Raw genomic sequence first — 25,590 nt, 5'->3', positions numbered from 1 at the left:
GCTCAGCCGGCCGGCAGCGTCCAGAGCTCCCGCTGCGGGGAGCCGAGGAACACCGTGCCGGTGGGCGTCAGCTCGACGCCCTCCTCCAGCGCGAGGCGCACGCAGTGCCCGCCCCACTCGGGGACCGGCACGCGCACGGCCAGCTCGAGGGCGAAGACGGTCGCCGGGTGCAGCACCCGGTCGCCGTCGCCGGGGACGCCGTCCTGCCCGTCCCAGCGGCCGATCGCCGGACCCGCCCCGTGCCCGTGCACGCCGACGGGGTGGGAGTAGACCTCCGCGTCGAGCCCCTCGGCGGCCGCGGCGGCGCGGGCGGCGGCGAGCACCTCGTTGCCGGTGCGCCCCGGCAGGAGCGCCTCCGCGGTGAGCGCGCGCATCCGGGTGCCGGCGGTCCAGGCCGCCTGCAGCCCCGGCGGCGGCGCGGTCTCGCCCTCCCTCAGCAGGTAGGCGCTGCGCTGCAGGTCGGTGGCCAGGCCCAGGCTCGCCAGGCCGGCGTCGCAGGTGACCAGGTCGCCCGGCCGCAGCGCGGTGTCCTGGGGCAGCGCCGGCAGCGCGATGCCGCCCTCGTCGGCCAGCGGGACGCCGGCCCGCTGCACGGTCACCCCGGGGTGGAACCACGGCGGCACCCCGAGGTCGGCCAGGCGCTGGTGCACCGCCCAGGCCAGGTCGGCCGCCGTCGTCCTGCCCGGGACGACGACGTCGGGGGACAGGGCCTGCGCGAGCACCCGGTCGGTGAGCCGGTTGAGCGCGTCGAGGGCGGCGACCTCCTCGGGCAGCCGCGTCTCCAGCCAGCCGACGACGAGGTCCTCCGCCGACACCACCCGCTCGGCCCACGGGCCCAGGGCCTCGGTGAGCGCGCGGTGCTCGGCGACCGACAGCCCGTCCGCGGCCGCGCAGCGGGCCGAGACGTCGACGCCGATCCGGCGCGGCGCGGCCTGCTCGACGATGCGCCGGACGGCGGACCACTGCCCGCCGTCACCGGGGGACCAGCCGGGCAGGAACTGGCCCACCGGGTAGCGCGAGACAGCGACCGGCGTGACGCCGTCGTCGCTGCGGTGCAGGACGAGGACGGTGCGCCGCCGCGCCGAGAGCCAGCTGGCCGGCAGGAGGGTGGCGAGCACCGGGTCCTCGTTGTTCTCCCGCCCGGTGACGATCCACAGGTCGATGCCGGCGCGGTCCATGAGCCCGGGCAGCAGGTCGAGCAGGCGCTGGGTCAGCCACCGGTCGCGGACGTCGGCCTGCTCCCGCAGGGGCAGCGGCACCGTCCGCGTCGGGTCGGGGACCACCAGCGTCATGCAGAACAGGGAAGCAGAGAAACGCCGTCCCCACCGGGTGGGACGAGAGGTCAGCCGGCGTCGGAGGGCAGCGCCGGGCCGGGGACCGTCGGCGGGTCGACGCGCTCGGCCGGCGGCGCGGGGCGCGGCCGCGGCGGCGCCGGCCAGGCCACCCGGTCGCGGCCGCCCTGCTTGGCGGCGTACATCGCGGCGTCGGCCCGGTCGACCAGCCACCACAGCTCGGCGGCGGCGTCGTCGCCGTCGGCGGGGCGGGTGAGGGCGACGCCGATCGAGGCGGTGACGGCGTGGCCGGCCCCGGTGCGGGCGGCGGACACCGCGTGCCGCAGCCGCTCGGCGAGCCGGCCGGCCTCCGCCGGGTCGCCGACCAGCCCGAGGACGACCATCTCCTCGCCGCCGAGCCGGGCCAGCACGTCGCTGGGGCGCACGCTGTCGCCGAGGGCCCCGGCCACCGCGCGGAGCACGGCGTCGCCGGCGGCGTGCCCGTGCACGTCGTTGACCTGCTTGAAGTGGTCGAGGTCGATGACCAGCGCGGCCACCCGCAGACCCTCGCGGCGGGCGTGGCGCCACAGCCGCGGCGCCTGCTCCACGAGGTGGCGGCGGTTGGCGAGCCCGGTGAGCGGGTCCCGCTGGGAGAGCTCCTCGGTGGCCACGAGCAGCCGCTCCACGCGGCGGCGCAGCAGGAACACCCCGGTGGCGACGACGTCGAGCATGCCGGCGTGCACGACGACCTGGACGGCGAGGTCGACCCGGTCGGGATAGCTGCCGACCATGGCCACGAGCACCGACACCGGCGTGACCGCGAGCGAGACGGCGAACATCCAGCCGTCCAGGAACCAGGCGGCGGTGAGCGTGACGAACAGCAGCATCATCGGCGTCGCGTGCCGCACCGGGTCCTCGACGCACAGCGCCACGACGGCGTAGATGACCTGGCCGAGCAGCACCAGGCCGAAGGTCGACCAGCGGTCGACGCGGCGGCGCACCGCGAGCACCAGGGCGGCCAGCAGGAGCGTGGCCATGGTGAGGCCGTAGGTCCAGCGCACGGTGCCCTCGCGGACGACGCCGTCGAGCGCCAGGTTCAGCAGGCCCATGCCGCCGCCGACCACGAGCAGCACCGCGAGCGCGAGTGCGGTGACCCGGTGGTCGGAGCCGGCGGACCCACCGCGGGCGGGCGCTGCGTCGCCGGTGACGGAGCGTCGGTCGGAGGTCACGGCGTGAGGATGCCGCACGTCAGGGCGCTGGTGGGCGGTCGCGCGCGTGGTCCGCGACACGCCCGGCGGTGCCAGGCTGCCCGGCATGTCGCATCCCGACCCCGCACTCGTCGACGTCCGGCTGCTCGCCGACCACCCGCTGGCCGAGGCCGGCGCGGCCGCCCTGCGGATGGTGGCCCCCGGGAAGGCGACGGCCGGCCGGTTCGGGCTGGTCGAGTACCGGCTCGGCCCGCACTCGCCCGGCGCCGCGCCGCACTACCACCAGACCTTCTCGGAGTCCTTCTACGTGCTCTCCGGCGCGCTCACGCTCTACGCCGGCGACGGGTGGCGCACCTGCGGCCCGGGCGACTTCGCGCTCGCCCACGAGCGCGGCGTCCACGGCTTCCGCAACGACTCCGACGAGCCGGTGTCCTTCCTCATCCTGTTCACGCCCGGCATCGCCCGCGAGGAGTTCTTCGCCGAGATGGCCGAGATGCGCCGCAGCGGCCGGCAGCCCTCCCCGGAGGAGATGACGGCGTTCTACGCGCGTCACGACCAGGTGATGGTGGAGGGTTGAGCGCGGGGACCGGCTGGGCACGGCTCCTCGCGAGACACCGAGACGAGGAGGTGCGCCGCGATGGCGCAGGGACCGTGGTTCTACTGCCTGAAGCACCACGCCGTGGAGACCCGCGACGGCTGCGCCGAACGGCACCGGCTCGGCCCGTACGCGACGCGCGAGGAGGCCGAGCACGCGCTGCAGTCGGTCGCCGAGCGCAACGAGCGCCTCGACGCCGAGGACCGCGAGTGGCGGGAGGGTGACTGAGTGACCTCCGCGGCTGCCGACCGGCCGGTGGACGACCTGCTCGTCGGCGTGCTCGGGGGCACCGGGCCGCTGGGGCGCGGGCTGGCGGCGCGGCTGGCCGCCGCCGGGCAGCGGGTGCTGCTCGGCGACCCTGACGCCGACCGCGCCCGCGCCGTCGCCGCCGAGGTGGCCGGGCTCGCGGCCGCGGCCGGCGGCGGGGAGGTGTCCGTGCGGGGCGGCGCGGACGCCGACGTCGCCGGCGCGGCCGACCTGGTGGTCGTGGCCGTGCCCTTCGCCGACCACGCGGCCACGCTGACCGGCCTGGCCGAGGCGCTCGCGGGCAAGGTCGTCGTCGACGCGGTGGTCCCGCTGGGCACCGACGACCTCGGGACGTACCTCGTCGACGTCGCCGAGGGCAGCGCCGCGCAGCAGGCCGCCGCGCTGCTGCCCGACTCCGCCGTCGTCGGGGCGTTCCACACCGTGCCGGTGATGCCGCTCGCGGACCTCGCCCGGCCCACCGTCGACGCCGACGTGCTCGTGGCCGGCGACGACCCCGCGGCCACCGCCACCGCGCAGGCACTCGCCGGGCGGCTGCCGGGGATGCGCGGCGTGTACGCCGGGCCGCTGCGCAACGCGCGGCACCTGGAGGCGATGGCCGTGGTGCTCGGCGCGGTCGACGAGCGCTACGGCGCGGCGGCGGGGCTGCGCGTCACCGACGTCTGAGGCCCCGCTCCAGCAGCGCGGGCGCCACCTCCGCCGGTGCCGGCATGGCGGCCATCTCGGCGGCGACCTCGCGGGCCGCGGCGGCCAGGGCCGGGTCGCCGGCCAGCCGCCGCAGGTGCGTGCCGGTCACCTCGCCGGGGTCGACGGCCACCCCGGCGCCGCGGGCGGCGAGCAGGTCGGCGTTGGTCCGCCGGTCGCCGGCGCAGCGGACCACCAGCTGCGGCACCCCGGCGGCCAGCGCGGTGAGCAGGGTGCCGGCGCCGCCGTGGTGGACGACGCCCGCCGCGGCCGGCAGCACCCGCGGGAAGGGCAGCCAGCCGGTGGTGGTGACCTCCGGCGGCAGCGGGCGCCGGGTGGCCTCGCGGTCGGGCCGGACCAGGACGACCTCGAGGCCGGTGCCGGCGGCCGCGGCGGCGACGTCGGACATCAGCCGGTCACGGCCGGGGGAGGAGACGGTGCTCCGGCTGACCAGCACCCGCGGCCGCGGCCCGGGCCGGGTGAACCGCTCGTCGACGTCCCGCTCCGGCGACCACGGGACGAAGCGCATCGGCCGGCCCGCGCGCTCGCCGACCACGCTCGGCGGCGCGGTGGTGACCACCTCCACCGGCGGCGGGAGCTCGCCGAGCCGGCGGGCGCGCGCGTGCACGCGGAGGGCCGCGTCGCGCAGCACCCCGGCGTCGAAGAGGTTGCCCTCCACCAGTACCGCCGGGACACCGAGCCGGGCGGCCGCCTCCGCCCCCGCGGGGGCGAGCGGCTCGTGCACCACGAGGTGCGGCCGCAGGCGGGCGGCCAGCGAGACGACGCCGCGGGCGGTGCGGGCACCGAGCCGGCCGAACAGCAGCCCGACGACGTCGGTGCCGCCCCGGCCGGCCAGTTCGCGGCGGGCGAGCAGCGGGTGGCGCAGCACCAGCGAGCCGAACAGCGGGCCGAGCCGGAGCCCGGGGGCGACGTCGGCCGGCGACAGCTCGGGCGGGCAGGCGGCCACGCCGTCACCGGCGGTGGCCAGCACCACCCCGGCGCCGGCGTCGCGCATCGCCAGCGCGAGGGGGACCAGCGGCAGGACGTGGCCGGTCAGGGGCGAGGCGACGACGAGGACGCGCACGCGGTCAGGCTGGCCGCGGTCCCCGGGCCGCACAAGGCGTTCCCCCGCGCTGCTGCGCACGCGACCATGGGGCCGTGCTGGTGGTCGCGGGCGCGGTGGCGGTGCTGCACGGCGCCGTCGTCCTGTTCATGCTCACCGGGTCGCTGCTGGCCCTCCGGGAGCCGCGGCTGGTGGCGCTGCACGCCCCGGTGGCCCTGGCCGTGCTCGCCGTCAACCTGGCCGGGGCGCCCTGCCCGCTGACCACGCTGGAGCTCGCGCTGCGGGCCCGGGGCGGGGCGCCGCCCTACGACGGCGGCTTCCTGGGGCAGTTCGTGTTCGGCCCGGTGGGGCTCGACGTCCGCTCGACCGCCGTCCAGGTCGGGACGTACGCCGTCGCGCTGGGCCTCAACGCGCTCGGCTACGGCCTGCTGCTGCGGCGCTCGGGCCTCCGGCGCCGACCGCTGCGTCGGTGACGTGCGGTCGCGGCGCATCCCCGGCCCGGAACGCGCCGCGAGCGCACATCACCGTGGCGCGGGCCTACTCGAAGGAGTGCTCCGGGCCGGGGAAGACGCCGCCGCGGACCTCGTCGGCGTACTCGCGGGCCGCCCGGAGCAGCTCCCCGCGCAGGTCGGCGTACCTCTTCACGAACTTCGGCACCCGGCCGCCGTTGAGGCCGGCCATGTCCGGCCACACGAGCACCTGCGCGTCGGTGTCGGGGCCGGCACCGATGCCGATGGTCGGGATGGACAGCTCCTCGGTCACCCGCCGGGCGACGTCGGCGGGCACCATCTCCAGGACGACGGCGAACGCGCCGGCCTCCTGCACCGCGAGCGCGTCGGCGAGCAGCTGCTCGGCGCCGGCGCCGCGGCCCTGCACCCGGAAGCCGCCGAGGGCGTGCTCGCTCTGCGGCGTGAAGCCGACGTGCGCCATCACCGGGACGCCGTTCTCGGTGAGCATCCGGATCTGCGGCGCGACCCGCGCCCCGCCCTCGAGCTTGACCGCCTGCGCGCCGCCCTCCTTCATCATCCGCACCGACGTCTCGAACGCCTGCTGCGGACCGGACTCGTAGCTGCCGAAGGGCAGGTCGGCCACGACCAGGACGCGCGTCGTCGAGCGGGTGACGGCCTTGGTCAGGAGCAGCAGGTCCTCGACCGTCACCGGCACGGTCGAGGAGTGCCCGAGGACGACGTTGCCCGCCGAGTCGCCGACGAGCAGCACCGGGATGCCGGCCTCCTCGAACACCCGCGCGCTGTAGGTGTCGTAGGCCGTCAGCATCGCCCACTTCTCGCCGCGCGCCTTGGCCTGCTGCAGGTGGTGGATGCGCACCCGGGCGGACGACGTCCCGCCGTACAGCACCGACTCGCTCACGCCTGGGCTCCTTCGCGGACGCTGGGCAGGCTCTCCCGCCAGCGGTTGGTGATGGGGAGGCGCCGGTCGCGGCCGAACGCCTTGAGGCTGATCTTGGTGCCGGGGGCGGACTGCCGGCGCTTGAACTCCGCGATGTCCACCAGCCGCAGCACCCGCGCCACCACCTCCGGGTCGTGGCCTCGCTCGAGGAGGGCGGCCATGCCGAGGTCGCGGTCGACGTAGTCGGCGATGACGGCGTCGAGCTCCTCGTAGGAGGGCAGCGAGTCGCTGTCCTTCTGCCCGGGCGCGAGCTCGGCCGACGGCGGCTTGTCGATGGAGTTCTGCGGGATGGGCTCGGTCTCGCCGCGGTCCCGGGCGTACGCGTTGCGCCAGCGGGCCAGCTCCCACACCAGCGTCTTGGGCACGTCCTTGATGGGGGCGAACCCGCCGGCGGCGTCCCCGTAGAGCGTCGAGTAGCCGACGGCGACCTCGCTCTTGTTGCTGGTGGCCAGCAGCAGGTGCCCGTGCTGGTTGGACAGCCCCATGAGCAGCGTGCCGCGGATGCGGGCCTGCAGGTTCTCCGCCGCCGTCCCGCTCAGGTCCACCTGCGACTCGAAGGCGTCGACCATCGGCGCGATCGGCACGGTGGAGAAGTGCAGGCCCAGCCGCCGGGCGCTGTCCTCGGCGTCGGACAGCGAGTGCTCGCTCGACCACCGCGACGGCAGCGCCACGCCGTGCACCCGGTCGGCGCCGAGGGCGTCCACCGACAGCGCGGCGACCAGCGCGGAGTCGATGCCGCCGGAGAGGCCGAACACCACCGACGGGAAGCCGTTCTTGTCGATGAAGTCGCGCAGGCCCAGGACGAGCGCCCGCCAGACCTCCTCCGGGTCGCTCAGCGGGTCGGCGACGTGCCCGGCCCGCGGCTCGAACGCCGGCACCGGCTCCTCGGAGAGCACGGTGCGGGTGACCGTCATCGGCCCGATCCGGCCCTCGCGCCGCTGGGCCACCCGGCCGCGGTCGAGGGTGAGGTCGACGCAGAGCAGGTGCTCGACGAACTGCGGCGCGCGGGCGAGCAGCTCGCCGTCGGCGGAGACGGCCAGCGAGTCGCCGTCGAAGACCAGCTCGTCCTGCCCGCCGACCTGGTTGCAGTACAGGACCGGCGCGTTCGCCTCGGCCGCGCGGCGGCGCACCAGCGGCAGCCGCAGGTCGTCCTTGGCCCGCTCGTAGGGGGAGGCGTTGGGGGAGACGACGAGGTCGACGCCGGCCTGCCCGGCCACGCCGCACGGGCCGCCCTCGACCCAGAGGTCCTCGCAGATGGTGAGCGCGACGTCGACGCCGCGGAAGCGCACCACCTGCAGCTCGGTGCCGGGCACGAAGTAGCGCGCCTCGTCGAAGACGCCGTAGTTGGGCAGGTGCCGCTTGGCGTAGCGGCCCACCACGCGGCCGCCGGTCAGCAGGGCGGCGGCGTTGCGCGGCTGGATGCGGCGGGGGTTGGCGTCGCCGGGCCGCTCCTCGTCGAGGGTCTCCTCGTCGCTGGGCGCGGTGTCGACGGTGGCGGCGCCCTCGGTGTGCGCCAGGTACCCGACGACGACGGCGAGCCCGCCGAGGCCCTCGCGGTCGAGGGTGGCCGCGAGGTCGGTGAGCGCCCGCTCGCTGGCCTCGGCGAAGGACTCGCGGAGCACCAGGTCCTCGGCCGGGTAGCCGGTGAGCGTCATCTCGGGGAACACCACGAGGTGCGCGCCGTCGTCGGCCGCCCTGCGGGACCACTCGACGACGAGTGCGGCGTTGCCCTCCAGGTCGCCGACGCGGGTGTCGACCTGGGCCATCGCGACCCTCAGCTGCACGGAACCGTCCACGGCGTCATCCTCGTCCCGGCCCGGGTACGGGGGGCAGGCAGGCCGTGTGACGGCCGACACATCCAGGGGTCGACCGCGGACGCCACGACGAGCCGGACGACGCCGAGCCCCTCCGCCGCGGAGCCACGGCGGCCGGCTCAGCCGTCGACGAGGGCGGCCAGCTGCTCGGCGTGGTCGCGCTGGTGGCCCGGCAGGAAGGCGAGCAGGTCGGCGAGGGAGACCGGGCCGTCGACCTCGTGCACGCCGACGGCGCCGAGCCGGTCGGGCCGCACCGCCCTGACCGCCCGCAGCAGCTCCGCCTGGGCGGCGGCCACCTCGGCGAGCAGCACCGCCGGCGGGGTGGCGCGGTAGCCGGCGACCCGGCCGGGCTCGTCGGGGACGAAGTCGGGCAGCGCCGGGCGGTCCTCCGCGCCGATCCGCCGGATGCGGCCGGCGAAGACCCGGGCGCTGTCGCGCAGGTGGCCGGCGACCTCGTGCGGCGTCCAGTCCAGCTCGGCGGCGTAGGCGGGGAAGTGCCCGAGGCCGACCAGGCGGCGGCGCGCCGCCGGGGACAGCCGCAGGGCACGCCCATCGGCCCGCGCCAGGAGGGCGGCCACGCGGTCCTGCTGCGTGGCGAGCGCGGTCGCGGCGGCGGCCACCGGCCCGGGGGCGGGCGTCGTGGTGGTCGTCGTGGTGGTCGTCGTCGTGGGAGCCGTCGTGGGGGCCGTCGTGGGGGCCGTCGTCGAGGCCGGCGTCACCGTCGTCGTCACGACGGGCAGCCTCGCCGACCGCCGGCCGGGGCCACCAGCGGCAGGACGGCCGCCGCCCGCCGGGATCCTGCCAGGCCGGCTCAGTCCCCGAGCAGCGCGCGCTGGGCCTCCGGAGGCCACCAGGCGACGACCTTCGGCCACAGCCGCGCCCCCAGGCGGCGGTACAGCCGCTGCGCGGCGGCGTTGTCCTCGCGCACCTCCCACCGGACGACGAGGTCCTCGGCGGTGGCCAGCCGTGCCAGCTCGGTCATGAGGGACCGGCCGACGCCGGTGTCGCGGTGCCCGTCGCGGACGAAGAGGTCGTCGAGGGCGAGGACGTCGCTGCCCAGCCACAGGTGCAACCGGCGCACGGCGGAGACGTACCCGACCGCCTCGCCGGCGCGCTCGGCGACCAGCACCAGCACGTCCGGCCGGGCGAGCATCGCCGCCCAGGTCCCGGCCGTGCTCCGGACGTCGGACACGTCGCCCTCGTGGGCGGCGATCTCGCGGACGAGGGCGAGCACGACGTCGGCGTCACCGGGCCCGGCGCGGCGGACGGTCAGGAGCGGGTCGGGGGTCACGGGTCCTCCTCGTCGGGACGGCGGCGGGCACGTCCCCGGCGGGGCGGCCGTGTGCGAGCGGCCCGGACCGGGCAGGCTGTGCGCGGCGACGTCACACCCCGGAAACGAGCGGACCCGATCATGGCCAGCATGGACCGACAGCAGGAGTTCGTCCTGCGCACCCTCGAGGAACGCGACATCCGCTTCGTGCGGCTGTGGTTCACCGACGTCTCGGGCTACCTCAAGGCCGTGGCGGTGGCGCCGGCCGAGATCGAGGCCGCCTTCGCCGAGGGCATCGGGTTCGACGGCTCGGCCATCGAGGGCTTCGCGCGCGTCTACGAGTCGGACATGCTCGCCAAGCCCGACCCCGGCACCTTCCAGGTGATGCCGGCGACCAAGGGCGGCGCCAGCGACACCGCGCGGATGTTCTGCGACATCACGCTGCCCGACGGGTCGCCGTCGTGGGCCGACCCGCGGCACGTGCTGCGGCGGACGCTGTCGAAGGCCGCCGACATGGGCTTCACCTTCTACACCCACCCCGAGGTCGAGTTCTTCCTCCTCGAGGACCTGCCCACCGACGGCAGCGCGCCCCGGCCCGCCGACAACGGCGGCTACTTCGACCTGTCCACGCACAACGTGGCGCACGACTTCCGGCGCGAGGCGGTCTTCGCGCTCGAGGCCATGGGCATCTCGGTGGAGTTCAGCCACCACGAGGTCGCGCCCGGCCAGCAGGAGATCGACCTGCGCTACGCCGACGCGCTGTCGATGGCCGACAACGTGATGACGCTGCGGCACGTCGTCCGCGAGGTGGCGCTCGCCCAGGGCGTGCACGCCACCTTCATGCCCAAGCCGTTCACCGACCTCGCGGGCTCGGCGATGCACACCCACGTGTCGCTGTTCGAGGGCGACCGCAACGCCTTCCACGACCCGTCCGACCCGATCAAGCTCTCGACCACCGGGCGCCAGTTCATCGCCGGGCTGCTCACCCACGCGCGCGAGTTCACCGCCGTCACCAACCAGACGGTCAACTCCTACCGGCGGCTGCTGGCCGGCACCGAGGCGCCGACGGCGGCCACCTGGGGCCGGGCCAACCGCTCGGCGCTGGTGCGGCTGCCGTCGTACAAGCCGTCGAAGGCGCAGTCGGCGCGGGTGGAGGTCCGCTCGCCGGACTCCGCGTGCAACCCGTACCTGACCTTCGCCGTCCTGCTGGCCGCCGGGCTGCGCGGGATCGAGAAGGGCTACGAGCTGCCGCCGGAGGCCGAGGACGACGTCTGGTCGCTCACCGACACCGAGCGCCGCGCCGCCGGCTACGAGGACCTGCCGGTGTCCCTCGGCGAGGCGCTGACCGCGATGCAGGGCAGCGAGCTGGTCGCGGAGACCCTCGGCGAGCACGTGTTCGAGTTCTTCCTCCGCAACAAGTGGGAGGAGTTCAACTCCTACCGCCAGAACGTGACGCCCTTCGAGCTCAAGCGCTACCTCCCCGGCCTCTAGGAGCCGACAGCGCTACGAGGGCCCTCCCGGGGGGCCCGGCCGCGGCGGATCGACGGGGTTCCTCGTGGGTTGCCGGTGCTGCAGGACCGGCGACCCTCGAGGAACACCCGCACTGCGGCCGGGTGGGGCGCGGACGGCGCCTGACGGGCCGGGGGACGGCGGCGCACTAACCTCGGCACCGTGCCGGAGACCGCCGCCCGCCTGCTCGTCGTCGTCCCGAGCGACACCGCACCGCCCGCCCGGCTGGGGGAGTGGCTGCGCGCCGCGGGCCTCGAGCTCGACGAGCGCCACCTCGGCGCCGGTGACGCCCTGCCCGAGGACCTCTCGCAGCACGACGGCCTGCTGGTCATGGGCGGCCCGCAGTCCAGCGTCGACGACGCCGCGACCGAGCTCGAGCCCGTGCGGGAGCTGCTGCGCCGGGCCATCGCCGCCGACGCCCCGGCGCTGGGCATCTGCCTCGGCGCGCAGCTCGTGGCGCAGGCCGGCGGCGGGCGGGTGCGGGTCGGCGTCGACGGCCCCGAGGTGGGCGCGGGGCTGGTCGCCAAGCGCGACGCCGCCGAGACCGACCCGCTGTTCGGCCCCGTGCCGCTGAGCCCCGACGTCGTCCAGTGGCACCACGACGAGATCAGCGAGCTGCCGCCCGGTGCCACCCTGCTCGCGGCCGGCGTGCGCTACCCGCACCAGGCCTTCCGTGTGGGCCGCGCCTGCTACGCGCTGCAGTTCCACGTCGAGACGACGCCGGAGATCGTCCGCGCGTGGGCCGACGGCGACCCCGTCGGCGTGGCCGCCACCCCGTTCGACGCCGCGGAGGTCGCCGAGCGCGCCGCCGCCGTGCACCCCGACGTCGAGGCGGTCTGGGCACCCTTCGCCGCCCGCTTCGCCGACCTGGTCCGCGCGGCCCGCGGCGCCACCGTCTGACGTGACCGCCGCCCGGGAGGTGCCGCGCCGCGCGGTGGTGCGGCTGGCCCGCTTCGGCTTCGAGGACGGCGAGAAGGCGGCGCTGCTGCTCTCCGACCCGGCCCTCGGCCTGTGGGACCTCGACCGCAACGAGCCCGCCGACCCCGAGGCCGGCCCGGTCGTCTCCGCGCTCGCCCGCGCCGGCGACCCCGACCTCGCCGTCCGATCGCTGTCGCGCCTGGTCGAGGCCCTCGACGCCGCCGACGACACCGGCGGCGCCGCCGCGGGCCTGCTCGCCCGGCTCCGCGGCTCGGGCGCGCTGCGCAGCCGGCTGCTGTCGCTGCTGGGCGCCAGCGCCGGCCTCGCCGACCACCTCGCGGCGCACCCCGCCGACTGGGCCGTCCTCGACGACGAGGACCACGGCCCGGTCCGCCCGGCCGCCTACGCGATCGAGCGGGACATGCTCGCCGCGGTCGGCGCCGACCCCGACGACCCGCCCTGGGGCGTCCGCCTCGGGAAGGCCGCCCCCGACGCCTCGCCGCAGCGCGTCGCGGCCCTCCGCGCGGCCTACCGCCGCGCCGTCCTGTCCCTCGCCGGGCGCGACCTGGGGGAGGGGCTGCCCGCCGAGGACGTCGCCGCCGAGCTGGCCGACATCGCCGCCGCGGTGCTCACCGCCGGCCTGGCGCTGGCCGTCGCCGAGCAGCCCGCGAGCGCCGCCGCCTGCCGGCTGGCGGTCATCGCGCTCGGCAAGACCGGCGGGCGGGAGCTCAACTACGTCAGCGACGTCGACGTCGTGTTCGTCGCCGAGCCGGTCGACCCCAGCGACCCCGAGGCGCCGGCCGTGCAGAGCGCCACCCGGGTGGCCGCCGCGCTCATGCGGATCTGCCACGAGGCCGCCTGGGAGGTCGACGCCGCGCTGCGCCCCGAGGGCAAGGCCGGCGCGCTGGTGCGGACGCTGGCCAACCACGTCGCCTACTACCGGCAGTGGGCGAGCACCTGGGAGTTCCAGGCACTGCTGAAGATGCGCCCGGTCGCCGGCGACCCCGACCTCGGCCGCGCCTACGTCGACGAGCTGTTCCCCATGGTCTGGCAGGCCGGCGAGCGCCCCGGGTTCGTCGCCGACGTGCAGGCGATGCGCCGGCGGGTGGAGGAGAACATCCCGCCCGCGCAGGCCGACCGGGAGATCAAGCTCGGCCGCGGCGGCCTGCGCGACGTCGAGTTCGCCGTCCAGCTCCTGCAGATGGTGCACGGCCGGGTCGACGCGCGGCTGCGCGTCGGCGGCACGCTGCCCGCCCTGCACGCGCTGCGCGCCGGCGGCTACGTGGGCCGCGACGACGCCGACACGCTCATCGCCTCCTACCGCTTCCTGCGCACCGTCGAGCACAGGCTGCAGCTGCTGCGGCTGCGGCGCACCCACCTGCTGCCCACCGACGAGCAGCAGCTGCGCTGGCTGGCCCGCTCGCTCGGCTACAAGCCCGACGCCCGCGGCACCGCCGTCGACGTGCTGCGCGCCGAGATGGCGCTGCACACCCGCGAGGTGCGGCGGCTGCACGAGAAGCTCTTCTACCGGCCGCTGCTGTCGGCGGTGGCCAAGGTGCCGGCCGAGGCCGCGCAGCTCGGCAGCAAGGCCGCCGGCGACTGGCTGCGCGCGCTCGGCTTCGCCGACCCCCAGGGGGCGCTGCGGCACATGGCCGCGCTCACCGGCGGGCTGTCCCGGTCGGCGTCCATGCAGCGCTACCTGCTGCCGGTGGTGCTCCAGACCCTCGCCGACTGCGCCGACCCCGACGCCGGCCTGCTCGCCTACCGGCAGGTGAGCGAGGCGCTGGGCGGCGACCAGTGGTACCTGCGGCTGCTGCGCGACGAGGGCTCCGTCGCCGAGCGGCTGGCCCGGCTGCTCGGGTCCAGCCAGTACGTGGCCGCGCTGCTCACCCGCACGCCCGAGGCGATGCGGATCCTCGCCGACGACGACGAGCTCGAGCCCCGCGGCGTCGAGACGCTGGCCCGCGCCTGGCGGCAGGCGGCCGGCCGCGCGCCCGACCCGCAGGCCGGCATCCGGGTGCTGCGCGGGCTGCGCCGCCAGGAGCTGCTGCGCATCGCCTCGGCGGACCTGCTCGGCCGCCTCGACGTCGTCCGGGTGGGGGAGGCGCTCACCGCGGTCGCCGTCGCCACGCTGCAGGTGGGCCTGGACACCGCCGTCCGCGCCTGGGTGCGGGAGACCGGCACCGACCCCGCCGACGTCCCGATGGAGCTCGCCGTCATCGGCATGGGCCGGCTCGGCGGCGGCGAGATGGGCTACGGCTCCGACGCCGACGTGCTGTTCGTGCACCGGGCGCGGCCGGGCACGGAGGAGTCTCGGGCGGCGCAGGCGGCCAACGCCGTCGCCCACACGCTGCGGCGGCTGCTCGGCGAGCCCGCGCCCGACCCCGCCTTCGAGGTCGACGCCGACCTGCGCCCCGAGGGCCGCCAGGGCGCGCTGGTGCGCAGCCTCGACGCGTTCCGCGAGTACTACGAGCGCTGGGTGTCGGTGTGGGAGGTGCAGGCGCTGCTGCGCGCCACCCCCGTCGCCGGCAGCGCCGAGCTGGGCCGGGCGTTCGTCGAGCTGGTCGACCCGCTGCGCTACCCCGCCGAGGGGCTCACCGACGCGCAGGTCGCCGAGATCCGCCGCATCAAGGCCCGCGTGGAGCGCGAGCGGCTGCCGCGCGGCGCCGACCCGGCCACGCACACCAAGCTCGGCCGCGGCGGGCTCGCCGACGTCGAGTGGACCGTGCAGCTGCTCCAGCTGCAGCACGCGGCGCGGGTGCCGGAGCTGCGGCAGGCGTCCACGGTCGGCGCGCTGGCGGTCCTGGCCGCGCACGACCTGCTGACCGGCGAGCAGGCCGACGCGCTGCGCGAGGCGTGGGAGCTGGCCAGCCGGGCCCGCAACGCCGTCTTCCTGGTGCGCGGGCGGCCCAGCGACCAACTGCCCCGGCCCGGTCTCGAGCTCGCCGGCGTCGCGCGGGCCAGCGGCACCGGGCCCGACGTCGACCCCGGGCAGTTCCTCGACGACTACCGGCGCACCACCCGGCACGCGCGGACCGTCGTCGAGCAGGTCTTCTACGGGCAGGTCCCCGGCGCCTGACACGCCGGGGCCCCTGGCGCGCCGTGCGCGGGCGCTGGCAGCCTGTCCCAGGCCCGCAGCGCAGCCGGCATCCGGCCCGGCGCGGGGGAGTGGCTGCGGTGAGTCCCCGTGGAGGACTCGTGTCCCCGACGCTCACCCGCCAGGTCCTGGCGGAGTTCCTCGGCACCGCGCTGCTCGTCGTCGTCGCGGTCGGGTCGGCCGTGGCCGGCCTCGACCTGCTCGGACCGACGGGCGTGGCGCTCGCCTTCGGGTTCGTCCTGCTCGCCCTCGCCTACGCCATCGGCCCGGTCTCCGGCTGCCACGTCAACCCCGCCGTCACGCTCGGCGTGCTGCTCTCGCGCGGCATGACCGCCGCCGAGGCGGTCGCCTACTGGATCGCGCAGGTGGCCGGCGCGATCGCCGGCGCCGCGCTGCTGTGGCTGCTGACCGGCGACGTCGGCGGGGTGACCGACCAGACCGGCGCGCTGGGCGCCAACGACTGGGGCGATCCCGTCACCGCCGGTGGCGCGTTCATCGTCGAGGCGGTCCTCACCTTCGTCCTCGTGCTGGTCGTCCTGCTCGTGACCGGCCGCTCGGCGGCCCCGGGCTTCGCGGGGCTGGCCATCGGCCTGACGCTCACCGCGGTGCACCTGGTGGCCATCCCGCTCACCGGCACGTCGGTCAACCCCGCGCGCTCCCTCGGCCCGGCTCTGTTCGCCGGCGGCGACCCGCTCGCGCACGTGTGGCTGTTCGTGCTCGCGCCGCTGGTCGGCGCCGTGGTGGCGGTGGCCGCCGCCCGGGCCCTGTCCGGCCCGGCTCCCGTCACCGCCGGCGGGACCGCCGCACCCGCGGCCGTGGCCGACGGCACCGGCGCCGACGTGCCGTCGGCCGCCGCGTCCGAGCAGCGCACCGCCGGGCGGGAGGACGCCGGGCGCCGGCCCGTGTGACCCGGCGGGTGTGCGGGCCGGCCGGGCGGGGCACGCTGGGAGCGTGAGCTCAGCCCTGCCCGCCGACCCGCCCGACGCCGACCCGTCCGGCGCCGAGTCGCCCGGCGACCCGACCGGCGACGCCGCTGCCGGTGCCACCATCACGCCGTACCGCGACGGGCCGCTGATCGTGCGCGGCGACTTCCGGCTGGTCGACCAGGACGGCACCGAGATCGACCCCGGGCGCAGGACAGTGGCGCTGTGCCGGTGCGGCAAGTCGGGCATCAAGCCGTTCTGCGACGGCACGCACAAGCGCTCGGGCTTCTCCGCGCCGAGCGCGCCGAGCCGGCCGCGTCCCGCGGCGGCGATCCTGCGCGAGCGCCGGCGCCCCGACCCGGCCTGAGTGCGCCGCGGGTCCACCTGGGGACGGGCGGCGCGGACCGGCCCCCGTGCCCGGTCCGCGCCGCCCGACCCCAGGTGGGCCCGTCGCTCAGTGCGCCTGGATGGAGCGCGCCATCCGGACCTGCTCCTCGAGCACGTCGGTGATCCGCGCCTGCACCGCGTCGAGGCGGCCGATCACGTCGCTGGTGGCGTGGATGCCGGCGGTGACCTGCTCGCTGCTGGCCTGGATCCCGGCGATCTGGTCGGACACCTGCTGGGTGGCCGCCGCGGTCTCCCGGGCCAGGTCCTTGACCTCGCTGGCCACCACGGCGAACCCGCGGCCGAGCTCGCCGGCGCGGGCGGCCTCGATGGTGGCGTTGAGGGCGAGCAGGTTGGTCTGGTCGGCGATGCCGGAGATGATCCGGATGACCTCGCCGATCGACGTCGACGCCTCGGTCAGGGTGGCCACCTCGGTGGTCATCGTCGAGGCCTGGGCGACGGCGCTGGTGGCCACCTCGCCGGCGGCCGAGGCGGCCTCGCGCAGCCGGTCGACGCTCTCCAGCAGCTCCTGCGAGCGGCGGGCGTCGGCCTCCGACCGGCGGAGGGTGTCCAGCCGCTGGCTGACCAGCTGCTGCACGTTGCGCAGCGCGTCCAGGCGCGACTCCGACAGCTCGACGGTCTCGGTGACGAAGAAGTCCATGGTGCCGATGACCCGGCCGCCCACGGTGATGGGGAAGCAGACGCCGGACTTGACGCCGGCCCGCTGCGCGGCCGGCCGGCGCACGCAGTCGGTGACCTCGGCGAGGTCGCGGACGAAGACCAGCTCGCGCCGCTTCCACGCCCGGCCCGACAGGCCCACGCCCTCGGCGAAGCTGGCGGCGAGGGTGACCTCGCGGAACTCCTCGCCGGCCGAGCCGGACTCGGTCGAGAAGCGCAGCACGCCCTCGGCCTCGTCGAGCGCCCAGAAGGAGCCGTAGGCCCAGCCGAAGGCGGTGCGCACCGTGTCCAGCGCGCTGCGCAGCGCGCTCTGCTCGTCGCGGGCCGCGCCGATCTCGGTCACCACGGTGGTGACGGCGACCCGGTCGTCGAGCGTCTCCTTGAGCGCAGTGGTGGCCAGGGCGGCCCGGCGGGCGTGCGACAGCAGCCGGCTGATCGCGCGCCACTTCTCCCTGCGGACGCCGAAGAAGGGCAGCTCGTCGGCGCTGTGCACCTCGAGGACGGCGGTGACCTGGCCGTCGTCGACGGCGGGGAAGAACGCGCCCTCGCGCGCGCCGGCCGCCCAGGCGGTCTCCCACCGGACGCACTGGCCGCGGCCGGCGGGGGCCTGCGTCAGGTGGACGGTCTTCCGCTCGCGCAGGGCGCGGCCGCCCATGCCGGCGATCTCGGTCAGCCGGCCGTCGCGCGGCCAGGTGGCGGACATCGCCCGGGTGAGCGGCCCGCCCTCCCACGCCAGGACGAACGCGCCCGCGCCGTCGGGCAGCCAGACGGCGCCGTAGCCGAGGCCGCAGGTCTCGACGATCGTGCGGACGACGGTGACGTGGGCGTCGAGGACGGTGGAGACGCCGCCGTCGAGGGCCTCGACCACCTTCTCCAGCGTCTCGACGTCACGCGGCATCGCCTGCTGCGCCGCAGGCTGGCCGGCCGGGGCCGGGTCGGTGCGCCGCCACATGGGGTCCTCCGGAGGTCGTGACCGGCGGGAGCTGCTCCCCACCGTCCGTGCGCCCAGAGGATCGGCAGCGCGCAACCGATGTGCAGCCGGGTGACCTCCCCGATGCCGGACTCAGACGGCCAGCGCCGCCTCCTCGCGGAGCGCGGAACGGCCGGACTCCCAGGCGCCGAGCAGGTACGTGGCGGTGAGCCCGTCGACCGCGAGCGAGCACGCCGCCCCGAAGAGCACGTCGCCGGTGAGCGCGGGGTCCTCGGCCACCAGCGAGCCGCACATGTCCACCGAGGCGATCTGCTCGTGGACGGCGTCGGCCTCGACGTGCTCGTCGTAGAAGACCGTCGTGTGCTCGTCGTGGCCGAGGCGGCGCAGCCCGGAGGAGTAGCGGCGGCTGGGCTCGGAGGAGGTCATCTCCACGCAGGCGAGGTGCCCGAGCGCCGCGCCCCGCCAGCGCCGGTGCAGCCCGAACAGCGACATGGTGTTGACCGAGGTGAACGCCACGGCGGGGGCGGCGTCCCAGAGCGCGCCGTAGCCGGCGTCGAGGCCGAGGTCGCGCATCATCCCGGCGAACAGCTCGCTGTGCATGCGCTCGGGTGCCCCGCCGCCGTACTCGTCGGCCTGGATCTCCACCATCGCGGCCTTGGCGCGGCCGCCGATCCGCGGGATGGCGAAGGTGTGCGGGTCGCCCTCCTTCAGGTGGTAGACCGACCGCAGGGTGAGGTACTCGCGCCACTGCTCCTCGGTGCCGCTGCGGGCCATGTACCGCGAGAGCGAGGGGCCGTCGTCCGCGGCGATCAGCGCGGTGAGCTGCTGGTCGACGGGGTCGTCACCGGCGGGCACCGGGCCGGTCAGCGCGCGCAGCGCGGCCAGGTGACGGCGCTCGAGGTGGGCGCGGACGCCGATCAGGTCGGGGTCCCACTCGAGGGCGTCGTCGACGCCGTCGAAGCCGCGGTAGTGGAGCTCGTAGCAGACGGCGAGGGCCAGCTGCAGGTCGTCGTCGAGGAGGGGGTCGGCCGACGCCCCGGCGGTGTCGCGGGCGAGCTCGACGGTGGCGGCGGAGACCTCGCCGGCCAGCAGGTCGTCGTGCAGTGCGGTGGTCAGGGGGCCCCGGGGCTGGGGAAGGCGCATGTCCCCGCCCATGCCCAGCCCGCGCGCCTTCGATGCACCGCGCGCGATGGGATGCCGCACAGGCCCGCGGAGGCGCCCGGTGCCATCCGCGGCCCCATCCCCGCGCGGATCGACCGGTTGCCCTGGTCGCCCTTCCACACCCGGATGGTGGCCGCCCTGGGGGCCGCGTGGATCCTCGACGGGCTGGAGATCACCGTCGCCGGCGCGGTCGATCGCCGCCCGCCGTCCGGCCACCCGCGCGGAGGGTGCGGCCCGGCCGCGGGGCTGAGTCCCGGCGTCCGGGGTCCGGCGGCAGGATCGCGGCGTGCCCTTCGACCCGCCCGCCGCGGTCCTCCGCACCTCCGGCGCCGACGGCTGGACGCTCGCCGAGCCGCTGACCTACCTCGGCCGGCGCGACCGGTTCGTCGTCCCCGCCGGGTTCGCCACCGACCTGGCGAGCGTGCCGCGGCCGGTGCTCTGGCTGGTGCCGGAGTCCGGCCGCTACACGCTCGCCGCGGTGCTGCACGACTGGCTGTGCACCGTGGGCATCCGCACCCGCGCGGTCACCGCCCGCGAGGCGGACGGGCTGTTCCGGCGGGCGATGCGGGAGGCCGGCGTCCCGGTGCTGCTGCGCTGGCTGATGTGGACCGGCGTGCGCTGGGGTGCCCTCGCCGACGCCGAGCGGCGGCCGGGGTGGCTGCTGTCGGCGCCCGGGGTGCTGGCCATCTCGGTGCTCGCCGCGCCGCTGGTGCTGCCGCCGTCGCTGCTCGCCGTCCCGGGGCTGGCCGTCTACGCCGGGCTGGAGCGGCTGGTGTCCGGCGACGACGGCGTGCGGCCGTGGACCCGGCGGCGGAACGCATCCGGCACTCCTGGGTGACGAGAGGTGTACCGGTCCGTCACACTCCCGTCACCGGGCGCGGGTGCAATGGCCGGCGTCCCTCCTCCAGAGACCCTGGGAGTCCTCCGCATGAGCCCCTCCGTCCTGCGCCGCGGCACCGTCGCCGCGGCCGTGACGACGGCGATGACCGGCATGGTCGTCGCCGCCGCCCTCGCCCCGGCAGCCGCCGCCCCGAACGGGCCGAAGCCGGTCGAGATCCAGCTGCTGGCCCTCAACGACTTCCACGGCGCCCTCGAGCCGCCGACGGGGTCCGGCGGCCGCGTCCAGGTCGGGGTCAACCCCGACGGCACCGCGCGGAACGTGGACGCCGGCGGCGTCGAGTTCCTCGCCACCCAGCTCCAGCAGCTGGCCGCGGAACAGCGCAAGCAGAACACGATCACCGTGGCGGCCGGCGACCTGATCGGCGCCTCGCCTCTGCTGTCGGCCGCCTTCCACGACGAGCCGACCATCGAGGCGCTCGGCCTGGCCGGCCTCGACTACGCCAGCGTGGGCAACCACGAGTTCGACGAGGGCGCCGCCGAGCTGCTGCGCATCCAGAACGGCGGCTGCCACCCGGTCGACGGCTGCGCCGACGGCACCCCGTACGCGGGCGCGGACTTCCAGTACCTGTCGGCCAACGCCTTCGTCACCGAGACCGGGCAGCCGCTGCTCGACCCGTACGCGATCCATGACGTGCAGGGCGTCAAGGTCGGCTTCATCGGCATGACGCTCGAGGGCACCAGCCAGATCGTCAGCCAGCAGGGCGTGGCCGGCCTCGAGTTCCGCGACGAGGTCGAGACCGCCAACCGCTACGCCGCCGAGCTGCAGGCCCGGGGCGTCGAGACCATCGTGGTGCTGCTGCACGAGGGCGGGGTCCAGAGCGGCCCGAACGCGTGGGACGTCGACGGCTGCAACGGCCTGACCGGGCCGATCGTCGACATCGCCACCGGCATGTCCGACGCCATCGACGTCGTCGTCAGCGGCCACACCCACCAGGCCTACAACTGCACGATCGACGGCAAGGTCGTCAGCAGCGCGAGCAGCAACGGCCGGCTGGTCACCGACATCGACCTCACCGTGGACAAGCGCACCGGCGACGTGATCCGCGACCGGACGCGGGTCGACAACGTGGTCGTGGAGCGCGGGGTCCCGGCCGACCCGGCGCAGACCGCCCTCATCGCCCGCTACCGCGAGGCCCTCGGCCCGATCGCGAGCGAGGTCGTCGGCACCGTGGCCACCGACCTCACGCGGCAGCAGGAGCCCCTCCTGTCCGGTGCGGAGTCCACGCTGGGCAACGTCATCGCCGACGCCCAGCTCGCGGCGACCGACGACGAGGCCGGCGCCATCGCGGCGTTCATGAACCCCGGCGGCGTGCGCGCCGACCTGGGGGCCGGGGAGGTCACCTACGAGGAGGCCTTCACCGTCCAGCCCTTCGCCAACAACCTGGTGACGCTGGACCTGACCGGCGCGCAGGTGCAGTGCCTGCTGGAACAGCAGTTCCAGGTGGGGCGGGTCCTCTACGCCTCGGCCGGGGTCACCTACCAGGTGTCCGCGTCCGGTGCGACCGCCGCCGCGGGGGCCGACCCCTGCACCGGTACCCGCGTCGTCGACGAGTCCGTGCGGCTCGGCGGGCAGCCGGTCGTCGCCACCGGCACCTACCGGGTCACGGTGAACAACTTCCTCGCCGGCGGCGGGGACGGCTTCTCCGTCCTGACCGGCGCGACCGGGGCGGTCACCGGCCCGATCGACCTGGACGCGTTCACCGCCTACCTCGGCGCGAACTCGCCCGTCGCGGCCCCGGCGCTGGACCGCATCACCGCCACCGCCTGATCCCCGCACCCCCGCCGCCGGCGGCGGTCCTCCCCGGAGGGCCGCCGCCGGCGCGCGTCCGGGGCCGTCCTGCGCGAGGCTCGCGGACATGACCGACGCCTCCGGACCCCCGTTCCGCGCCGACCACGTGGGCAGCCTGCTGCGCCCGCCCGCGCTGCTCGAGGCCCGCGCCCGGCGCGCCGCCGGGGAGATCGACGACGCCGAGCTGCGCGGCGTCGAGGACGCGGCGATCGCCGACGTCATCCGGCTGCAGGGCGACGTCGGCCTGCGCACCGCCACCGACGGCGAGTTCCGCCGCGCCTCGTGGCACATGGACTTCATCTACGCCATCGACGGCATCAGCAAGGTCACCGGCGAGGACATCGTCGTCCACTTCCGCAACGCCGACGGGACGATCGACTTCACCCCGGCCGGGCTGCGCGTCGACGGGCCGCTGTCGATCGGGGAGCCGGTCTTCGGCGCCGACCTCGCGTACCTGCAGTCGCAGGTGGGGGAGGGGCAGACGGCGAAGCTCACGATCCCCTCGCCGTCGATGGTCCACTACCGCGGCGGCGCGGCCGCGATCGACCCGGCGGTCTACCCCGACGAGGACGCCTTCTGGGACGCGCTGTCGGCGGCCTACGCGCAGCAGGTGCGCGGGGTGGCGGCGCTCGGCTGCCGGTACCTGCAACTCGACGACACCAGCCTGGCCTACCTCAACGACCCCGCCCAGCGCGCCGAGCTCGCCGCCCAGGGCCGCGACGCCGAGCACCAGCACGAGCGCTACATCCGGCAGATCAACGCCGCGCTGGCGGGCCGGCCCGAGGGGCTGACGGTCACCACGCACATGTGCCGGGGCAACTTCCGCTCCTCGTGGGTGGCCGAGGGCGGCTACGACTTCGTCGCCGAGGCGCTGTTCGGTGGCCTGGACGTCGACGGCTTCTTCCTCGAGTACGACGACGCCCGCTCCGGCGGCTTCGAGCCGCTGCGCTTCGTCCCGCCGAGCAAGCGCGTGGTGCTGGGCCTCGTGACGACCAAGCGCGCGGAGCTCGAGTCGAAGGACGACCTCAAGCGGCGCATCGACGAGGCGTCCCGGTTCGTGCCGCTGGAGCAGCTGGCGCTCTCACCGCAGTGCGGGTTCTCCTCGACCGTCGAGGGCAACGCGCTGACCCGCGACGAGCAGGTCGCGAAGCTCGCGCTCGTCGTCGAGGTCGCCCAGGAGGTGTGGGGCTACGCCTGAGACGGGGCCTGAGACGGGGCCTGGGACGGGGCCTGAGACGGGGCCTGGGACGGGGCCTGAGACGGGGCCCGGGACAGGACCTGGGCCCGGGCGGGCGGCACCGGGTCGTGGCCGCCCGCGCCCGGTCCGCAGCGCCGCAGCCGCCGCGCCGTGAGCAGCGCGCCCCGCAGCAGGCCGTGGGAGCGCAGCGCCTGCAGGCCGTAGGTGGAGCAGGTCGGGGTGAACACGCAGCACGGCGGGCGGGCCGGGCTGACCCGCTCCCGGTAGGCGACGACGAGCCGCGCCGGCCAGCGCGCCGCCCACGGCGTGCCGGCCGGCGTGGGCGTCGCCAGCGCGGCGGGCAGCGCCAGCCACAGCAGCGAGAACAGGCCGATGGCGTCGCAGCCGTTCTCGCAGCCGTCGCAGCCGTCGCACCCGTCGGACCCGCTCTTCCGGCGTCGCGAGCGGCGGTTCCGGCGGCGGCACCCGGGGAGGCTGGACACGAGGCGGCATCGTGCAGGGCGGCCGCCGTCCGCGGAAGGCCTGCGCGCGCGGGTCGGGACGGCAACGGTTCGTCACCCGCGCCCCACGGGTGCACCGCCGTCCCACCGGTGGTCGGGTCCCGCGGCCGGGCTGCCGACTCCCAGGACACGACCCGAGGCCCGCGGGCCCGTCCGAGGGAGCAGCCGATGTCCGTGCCGTCGTCGCCCCGGCCCAGCCGCCGGCTCACCGAGCTGCGCGCCGGCATGTCCGTGCTGACCAGCGCGGCCGCCGACCTGCAGGTGGGCGCCCAGCCCGAGGTGCGGGTGCTGCCCGACGGCCGGCTGTGGCTGGCCGAGCTCGGCGTGGCGGTCACCGCCGCCGACGTCTACCAGGCCGCCCGCGGGCTGGTCGCCGCGCAGCTGCACGCCATCGCGCAGGTCTCCGGGCAGCCGGTCGAGGACCACGCGCTGGCGTGGCTGGTGACCCTGCAGACCAACGAGGTCATGGTCGGCCTCGAGGACGCGCCCGTCCTGGAGGACGACGCCGCCTGACCCCGGCGGTCGGTCGCGCGGCTCGGGTGGGGCGGCCGCGGGACCCTGCCGAGAGCGCAGCGCCCCCGGGACCGGACGGGTCCCGGGGCGCCGGCAGGACGGGTCAGCGCAGGTCGCTGCCCTTCGTCTCCGGCGTCAGCAGCGTGGTGACCAGGCCGACCCCGACCAGGAGGACCATGTAGACGGAGAAGATCCAGGCCACGCCCATCGAGTTCAGCCAGGTCAGGACGTAGGGCGCCGTCCCGCCCAGGAGTGCGACGACCAGCGAGTACGGAACGCCGACGCCGGAGGCGCGCACGTGCGTGGGGAAGAGCTCGGCGAAGTAGGCGGGCATGATCCCGACGAAGGCCCCGAGGAAGAAGAGCGCCACGGACATGACGAGGAACAACCGGACCGCCGAGTCGTCCACGAGCGCCATCAGCGGGAACGTCAGCACCAGGAACGCGATGCCGTAGGCGATGAAGACCGGCTTGCGGCCGAAGCGGTCGGACCAGCGACCCCACAGCGGGAGGGTCGCCATGAAGACGAGGTTCGCGGCGACGCTGGCCCACAGACCGCCGGTGGCGTCGACGCCCCGGTTGGCGATCGCGAAGCCCGGGATGCCGACGGCCCAGGTGTAGTAGACGACGGTGACGCCGGCGGACAGGCCGAGGATGCGCACCACGCTGCGCCGGTTCTCCGCGAGACCGCGCAGCAGCTGGCGGGTGGTCTGACGGCTGTGCATCACCGGGCCGGCCTCACCGGCGTACGCCTCGGTCTCCTGCAAGCTGCGCCGCATCCACAGGCCGACGACGGCGAGGATGCCGCCGAAGAGGAACGGGACGCGCCACGCCCAGTCGGTGAGCGCCTCCTCGCCGAAGGCGGAGGAGGCCCCGGCCCCGATGAGCGACGCCAGCACGATGCCCGCGGTCACCGAGACGTAGACGCTCGTCGACCACAGGCCGCGGCGGGCGCGCGGCGCGACCTCTGCGATGTAGGTGTAGGAGGCCGCGATCTCCCCGCCGTGCGCCAGCCCCTGGATCAGGCGGGCGACCAGGAGGACGGCGCCGGCCCACACGCCGATGGTGGCGTGCGTGGGCGCGACGCCGATGAGCAGGCTCCCGAGGGCCATGGTGATCATGGAGGTGGTCAGCGCATAGCGGCGGCCCCGCCGATCGGCCAGCCAGCCGAAGACGAAGCCGCCGATCGGCCGCATGAGGAAGCCGGCCGCGAAGATGGCCAGCGTCGAGAGCAGCGCACTGGTCCGGTCGTCGCTGATGAAGAACTGGGCGGCGAAGAAGGGCGCGAAGATCGCGTAGACGCTCCAGTCGTACCACTCGAGGGTGTTGCCGACGCCGGCGCCGAGCAGGGTGCGGAACCGGCTCTGGTCGACCGGCGCTGCCGGCGGTGGGGCGGTGACGGCAGCGGGTGTGGTCGATGCGGACATGGGGTCTCCCGGGACGACGGTGTCGGGTGCGACGGATGGGGGGTACGGCTGGGGCGGGTCCCGGTGGCCGGTGCGGGACCGGCCACC

24 protein-coding genes are annotated in these 25,590 nt (G+C 76.3%); 13 read left to right on the top strand and 11 right to left on the bottom strand.

Going from position 1 to position 25,590, the window contains the following annotated elements; genetic code table 11:
• Positions 1-2: 2 nt before the first annotated feature.
• On the bottom strand, positions 3-1,292 hold the full coding sequence (locus ACI79X_RS20625) for a M24 family metallopeptidase (protein ID WP_457027288.1): 1,290 nt from the start codon (positions 1,290-1,292) through the stop codon (positions 3-5).
• Between the two features lie 50 nt (positions 1,293-1,342).
• Positions 1,343-2,500, bottom strand: a complete 1,158-nt coding sequence (locus ACI79X_RS20620; protein WP_457027287.1) for a diguanylate cyclase — start codon at positions 2,498-2,500, stop codon at positions 1,343-1,345.
• A gap of 85 nt (positions 2,501-2,585) precedes the next feature.
• Here ACI79X_RS20620 and ACI79X_RS20615 point away from each other — a divergent pair, with 85 nt between their 5' ends.
• From ACI79X_RS20615 to npdG, 3 genes are read left to right on the top strand one after another with little or no spacing between them, the layout of a single operon-like run.
• Positions 2,586-3,056, top strand: coding sequence for a cupin domain-containing protein (locus ACI79X_RS20615; RefSeq protein ID WP_457027286.1), 471 nt, complete (start codon positions 2,586-2,588; stop codon positions 3,054-3,056).
• Between the two features lie 60 nt (positions 3,057-3,116).
• Complete coding sequence (locus tag ACI79X_RS20610; protein WP_457027285.1) at positions 3,117-3,302, top strand: hypothetical protein; 186 nt, start codon at positions 3,117-3,119, stop codon at positions 3,300-3,302.
• Positions 3,303-4,004 carry an NADPH-dependent F420 reductase gene (npdG, locus tag ACI79X_RS20605; protein WP_457027284.1) on the top strand — a complete coding sequence of 234 codons (702 nt, stop codon included), beginning with the start codon at positions 3,303-3,305 and terminating at the stop codon, positions 4,002-4,004.
• Here the strand turns inward: npdG and ACI79X_RS20600 are convergent.
• A complete protein-coding gene (locus ACI79X_RS20600; RefSeq protein WP_457027283.1) occupies positions 3,991-5,106 on the bottom strand; it encodes a glycosyltransferase in 1,116 nt (371 codons plus the stop codon). The two genes, npdG and ACI79X_RS20600, sit on opposite strands and share 14 nt — an antisense overlap.
• A gap of 74 nt (positions 5,107-5,180) precedes the next feature.
• On the opposite strand from ACI79X_RS20600, the gene ACI79X_RS20595 reads away from it, so the two are divergent.
• The gene (locus ACI79X_RS20595) at positions 5,181-5,558 is read left to right on the top strand and encodes a DUF2784 domain-containing protein (RefSeq protein WP_457027282.1); all 378 of its coding nucleotides are present in this window, start codon (positions 5,181-5,183) and stop codon (positions 5,556-5,558) included.
• 64 nt (positions 5,559-5,622) lie between these two features.
• Here the strand turns inward: ACI79X_RS20595 and panB are convergent, their stop codons facing one another.
• The 4 genes from panB to ACI79X_RS20575 form a co-directional block, all read right to left on the bottom strand.
• On the bottom strand, positions 5,623-6,453 hold the full coding sequence (panB, locus tag ACI79X_RS20590) for a 3-methyl-2-oxobutanoate hydroxymethyltransferase (protein ID WP_457027281.1): 831 nt from the start codon (positions 6,451-6,453) through the stop codon (positions 5,623-5,625).
• On the bottom strand, positions 6,450-8,288 hold the full coding sequence (locus ACI79X_RS20585; protein ID WP_457027280.1) for an NAD+ synthase: 1,839 nt from the start codon (positions 8,286-8,288) through the stop codon (positions 6,450-6,452). Before ACI79X_RS20585 ends, panB begins: the two co-directional genes overlap by 4 nt.
• Before the next feature lie 137 nt (positions 8,289-8,425).
• Positions 8,426-9,037 (bottom strand): DinB family protein, encoded by a 612-nt coding sequence (locus ACI79X_RS20580; RefSeq protein WP_457027279.1) that lies wholly within the window; start codon positions 9,035-9,037, stop codon positions 8,426-8,428.
• A gap of 80 nt (positions 9,038-9,117) precedes the next feature.
• Positions 9,118-9,597, bottom strand: a complete 480-nt coding sequence (locus tag ACI79X_RS20575) for an N-acetyltransferase family protein (RefSeq protein WP_457027278.1) — start codon at positions 9,595-9,597, stop codon at positions 9,118-9,120.
• A gap of 129 nt (positions 9,598-9,726) precedes the next feature.
• On the opposite strand from ACI79X_RS20575, the gene glnA reads away from it, so the two are divergent.
• The 5 genes from glnA (at position 9,727) to ACI79X_RS20550 (ending at position 16,390) form a co-directional block, all read left to right on the top strand.
• Positions 9,727-11,067 (top strand): type I glutamate--ammonia ligase, encoded by a 1,341-nt coding sequence (gene glnA, locus ACI79X_RS20570; protein WP_457027277.1) that lies wholly within the window; start codon positions 9,727-9,729, stop codon positions 11,065-11,067.
• Between the two features lie 180 nt (positions 11,068-11,247).
• Positions 11,248-11,985 carry a type 1 glutamine amidotransferase gene (locus ACI79X_RS20565; RefSeq protein ID WP_457027276.1) on the top strand — a complete coding sequence of 246 codons (738 nt, stop codon included), beginning with the start codon at positions 11,248-11,250 and terminating at the stop codon, positions 11,983-11,985.
• 1 nt (position 11,986) lies between these two features.
• Positions 11,987-15,082 carry a bifunctional [glutamine synthetase] adenylyltransferase/[glutamine synthetase]-adenylyl-L-tyrosine phosphorylase gene (locus ACI79X_RS20560; RefSeq protein WP_457027275.1) on the top strand — a complete coding sequence of 1,032 codons (3,096 nt, stop codon included), beginning with the start codon at positions 11,987-11,989 and terminating at the stop codon, positions 15,080-15,082.
• 119 nt (positions 15,083-15,201) lie between these two features.
• The gene (locus ACI79X_RS20555) at positions 15,202-16,008 is read left to right on the top strand and encodes an MIP/aquaporin family protein (protein WP_457027274.1); all 807 of its coding nucleotides are present in this window, start codon (positions 15,202-15,204) and stop codon (positions 16,006-16,008) included.
• Positions 16,009-16,051: 43 nt separating this feature from the next.
• A complete protein-coding gene (locus tag ACI79X_RS20550) occupies positions 16,052-16,390 on the top strand; it encodes a CDGSH iron-sulfur domain-containing protein (protein ID WP_457027273.1) in 339 nt (112 codons plus the stop codon).
• 87 nt (positions 16,391-16,477) lie between these two features.
• On the opposite strand, the gene ACI79X_RS20545 is transcribed toward ACI79X_RS20550, so the two are convergent.
• Positions 16,478-18,037: a methyl-accepting chemotaxis protein gene (locus ACI79X_RS20545; RefSeq protein ID WP_457027272.1), complete on the bottom strand. Its 1,560-nt coding sequence runs from the start codon at positions 18,035-18,037 to the stop codon at positions 16,478-16,480.
• A 111-nt stretch (positions 18,038-18,148) separates the two neighbouring features.
• A complete protein-coding gene (locus ACI79X_RS20540) occupies positions 18,149-19,159 on the bottom strand; it encodes an iron-containing redox enzyme family protein (RefSeq protein WP_457027271.1) in 1,011 nt (336 codons plus the stop codon).
• A 304-nt stretch (positions 19,160-19,463) separates the two neighbouring features.
• Between ACI79X_RS20540 and ACI79X_RS20535 the strand changes: the two genes are divergently transcribed.
• The 3 genes from ACI79X_RS20535 (at position 19,464) to ACI79X_RS20525 (ending at position 23,064) form a co-directional block, all read left to right on the top strand.
• Positions 19,464-20,015, top strand: coding sequence for a DUF1353 domain-containing protein (locus ACI79X_RS20535; protein WP_457027270.1), 552 nt, complete (start codon positions 19,464-19,466; stop codon positions 20,013-20,015).
• A 90-nt stretch (positions 20,016-20,105) separates the two neighbouring features.
• Positions 20,106-21,845: a bifunctional metallophosphatase/5'-nucleotidase gene (locus tag ACI79X_RS20530; protein ID WP_457027269.1), complete on the top strand. Its 1,740-nt coding sequence runs from the start codon at positions 20,106-20,108 to the stop codon at positions 21,843-21,845.
• An 88-nt stretch (positions 21,846-21,933) separates the two neighbouring features.
• Positions 21,934-23,064 (top strand): 5-methyltetrahydropteroyltriglutamate--homocysteine S-methyltransferase, encoded by a 1,131-nt coding sequence (locus ACI79X_RS20525; RefSeq protein WP_457027268.1) that lies wholly within the window; start codon positions 21,934-21,936, stop codon positions 23,062-23,064.
• Here ACI79X_RS20525 and yidD read toward each other — a convergent pair.
• Positions 23,055-23,546, bottom strand: coding sequence for a membrane protein insertion efficiency factor YidD (gene yidD, locus ACI79X_RS20520; RefSeq protein ID WP_457027267.1), 492 nt, complete (start codon positions 23,544-23,546; stop codon positions 23,055-23,057). The two genes, ACI79X_RS20525 and yidD, sit on opposite strands and share 10 nt — an antisense overlap.
• Before the next feature lie 186 nt (positions 23,547-23,732).
• Between yidD and ACI79X_RS20515 the strand changes: the two genes are divergently transcribed.
• On the top strand, positions 23,733-24,077 hold the full coding sequence (locus tag ACI79X_RS20515) for a hypothetical protein (protein WP_457027266.1): 345 nt from the start codon (positions 23,733-23,735) through the stop codon (positions 24,075-24,077).
• A 103-nt stretch (positions 24,078-24,180) separates the two neighbouring features.
• Here the strand turns inward: ACI79X_RS20515 and ACI79X_RS20510 are convergent, their stop codons facing one another.
• Positions 24,181-25,503: an MFS transporter gene (locus ACI79X_RS20510; protein ID WP_457027265.1), complete on the bottom strand. Its 1,323-nt coding sequence runs from the start codon at positions 25,501-25,503 to the stop codon at positions 24,181-24,183.
• Between the last annotated feature and the right edge of the window lie 87 nt (positions 25,504-25,590).

The sequence above is a fragment of the Geodermatophilus sp. SYSU D01119 genome, from assembly GCF_054049975.1.
This window is presented reverse-complemented; position numbering and strand designations above follow the sequence as displayed.

What these genes read in the sequence shown, in the direction of transcription:
- ACI79X_RS20615 (WP_457027286.1), top strand. Translation starts at nt 2,586, where the DNA reads ATGTCGCATCCCGACCCCGCACTCGTCGACGTCCGGCTGCTCGCCGAC.
- ACI79X_RS20625 (WP_457027288.1), bottom strand. Translation starts at nt 1,292, where the DNA reads ATGACGCTGGTGGTCCCCGACCCGACGCGGACGGTGCCGCTGCCCCTG.
- ACI79X_RS20525 (WP_457027268.1), top strand. Translation starts at nt 21,934, where the DNA reads ATGACCGACGCCTCCGGACCCCCGTTCCGCGCCGACCACGTGGGCAGC.
- ACI79X_RS20545 (WP_457027272.1), bottom strand. Translation starts at nt 18,037, where the DNA reads ATGTGGCGGCGCACCGACCCGGCCCCGGCCGGCCAGCCTGCGGCGCAG.
- ACI79X_RS20540 (WP_457027271.1), bottom strand. Translation starts at nt 19,159, where the DNA reads ATGCGCCTTCCCCAGCCCCGGGGCCCCCTGACCACCGCACTGCACGAC.
- ACI79X_RS20515 (WP_457027266.1), top strand. Translation starts at nt 23,733, where the DNA reads ATGTCCGTGCCGTCGTCGCCCCGGCCCAGCCGCCGGCTCACCGAGCTG.
- ACI79X_RS20610 (WP_457027285.1), top strand. Translation starts at nt 3,117, where the DNA reads ATGGCGCAGGGACCGTGGTTCTACTGCCTGAAGCACCACGCCGTGGAG.
- ACI79X_RS20530 (WP_457027269.1), top strand. Translation starts at nt 20,106, where the DNA reads ATGAGCCCCTCCGTCCTGCGCCGCGGCACCGTCGCCGCGGCCGTGACG.
- glnA (WP_457027277.1), top strand. Translation starts at nt 9,727, where the DNA reads ATGGACCGACAGCAGGAGTTCGTCCTGCGCACCCTCGAGGAACGCGAC.
- ACI79X_RS20510 (WP_457027265.1), bottom strand. Translation starts at nt 25,503, where the DNA reads ATGTCCGCATCGACCACACCCGCTGCCGTCACCGCCCCACCGCCGGCA.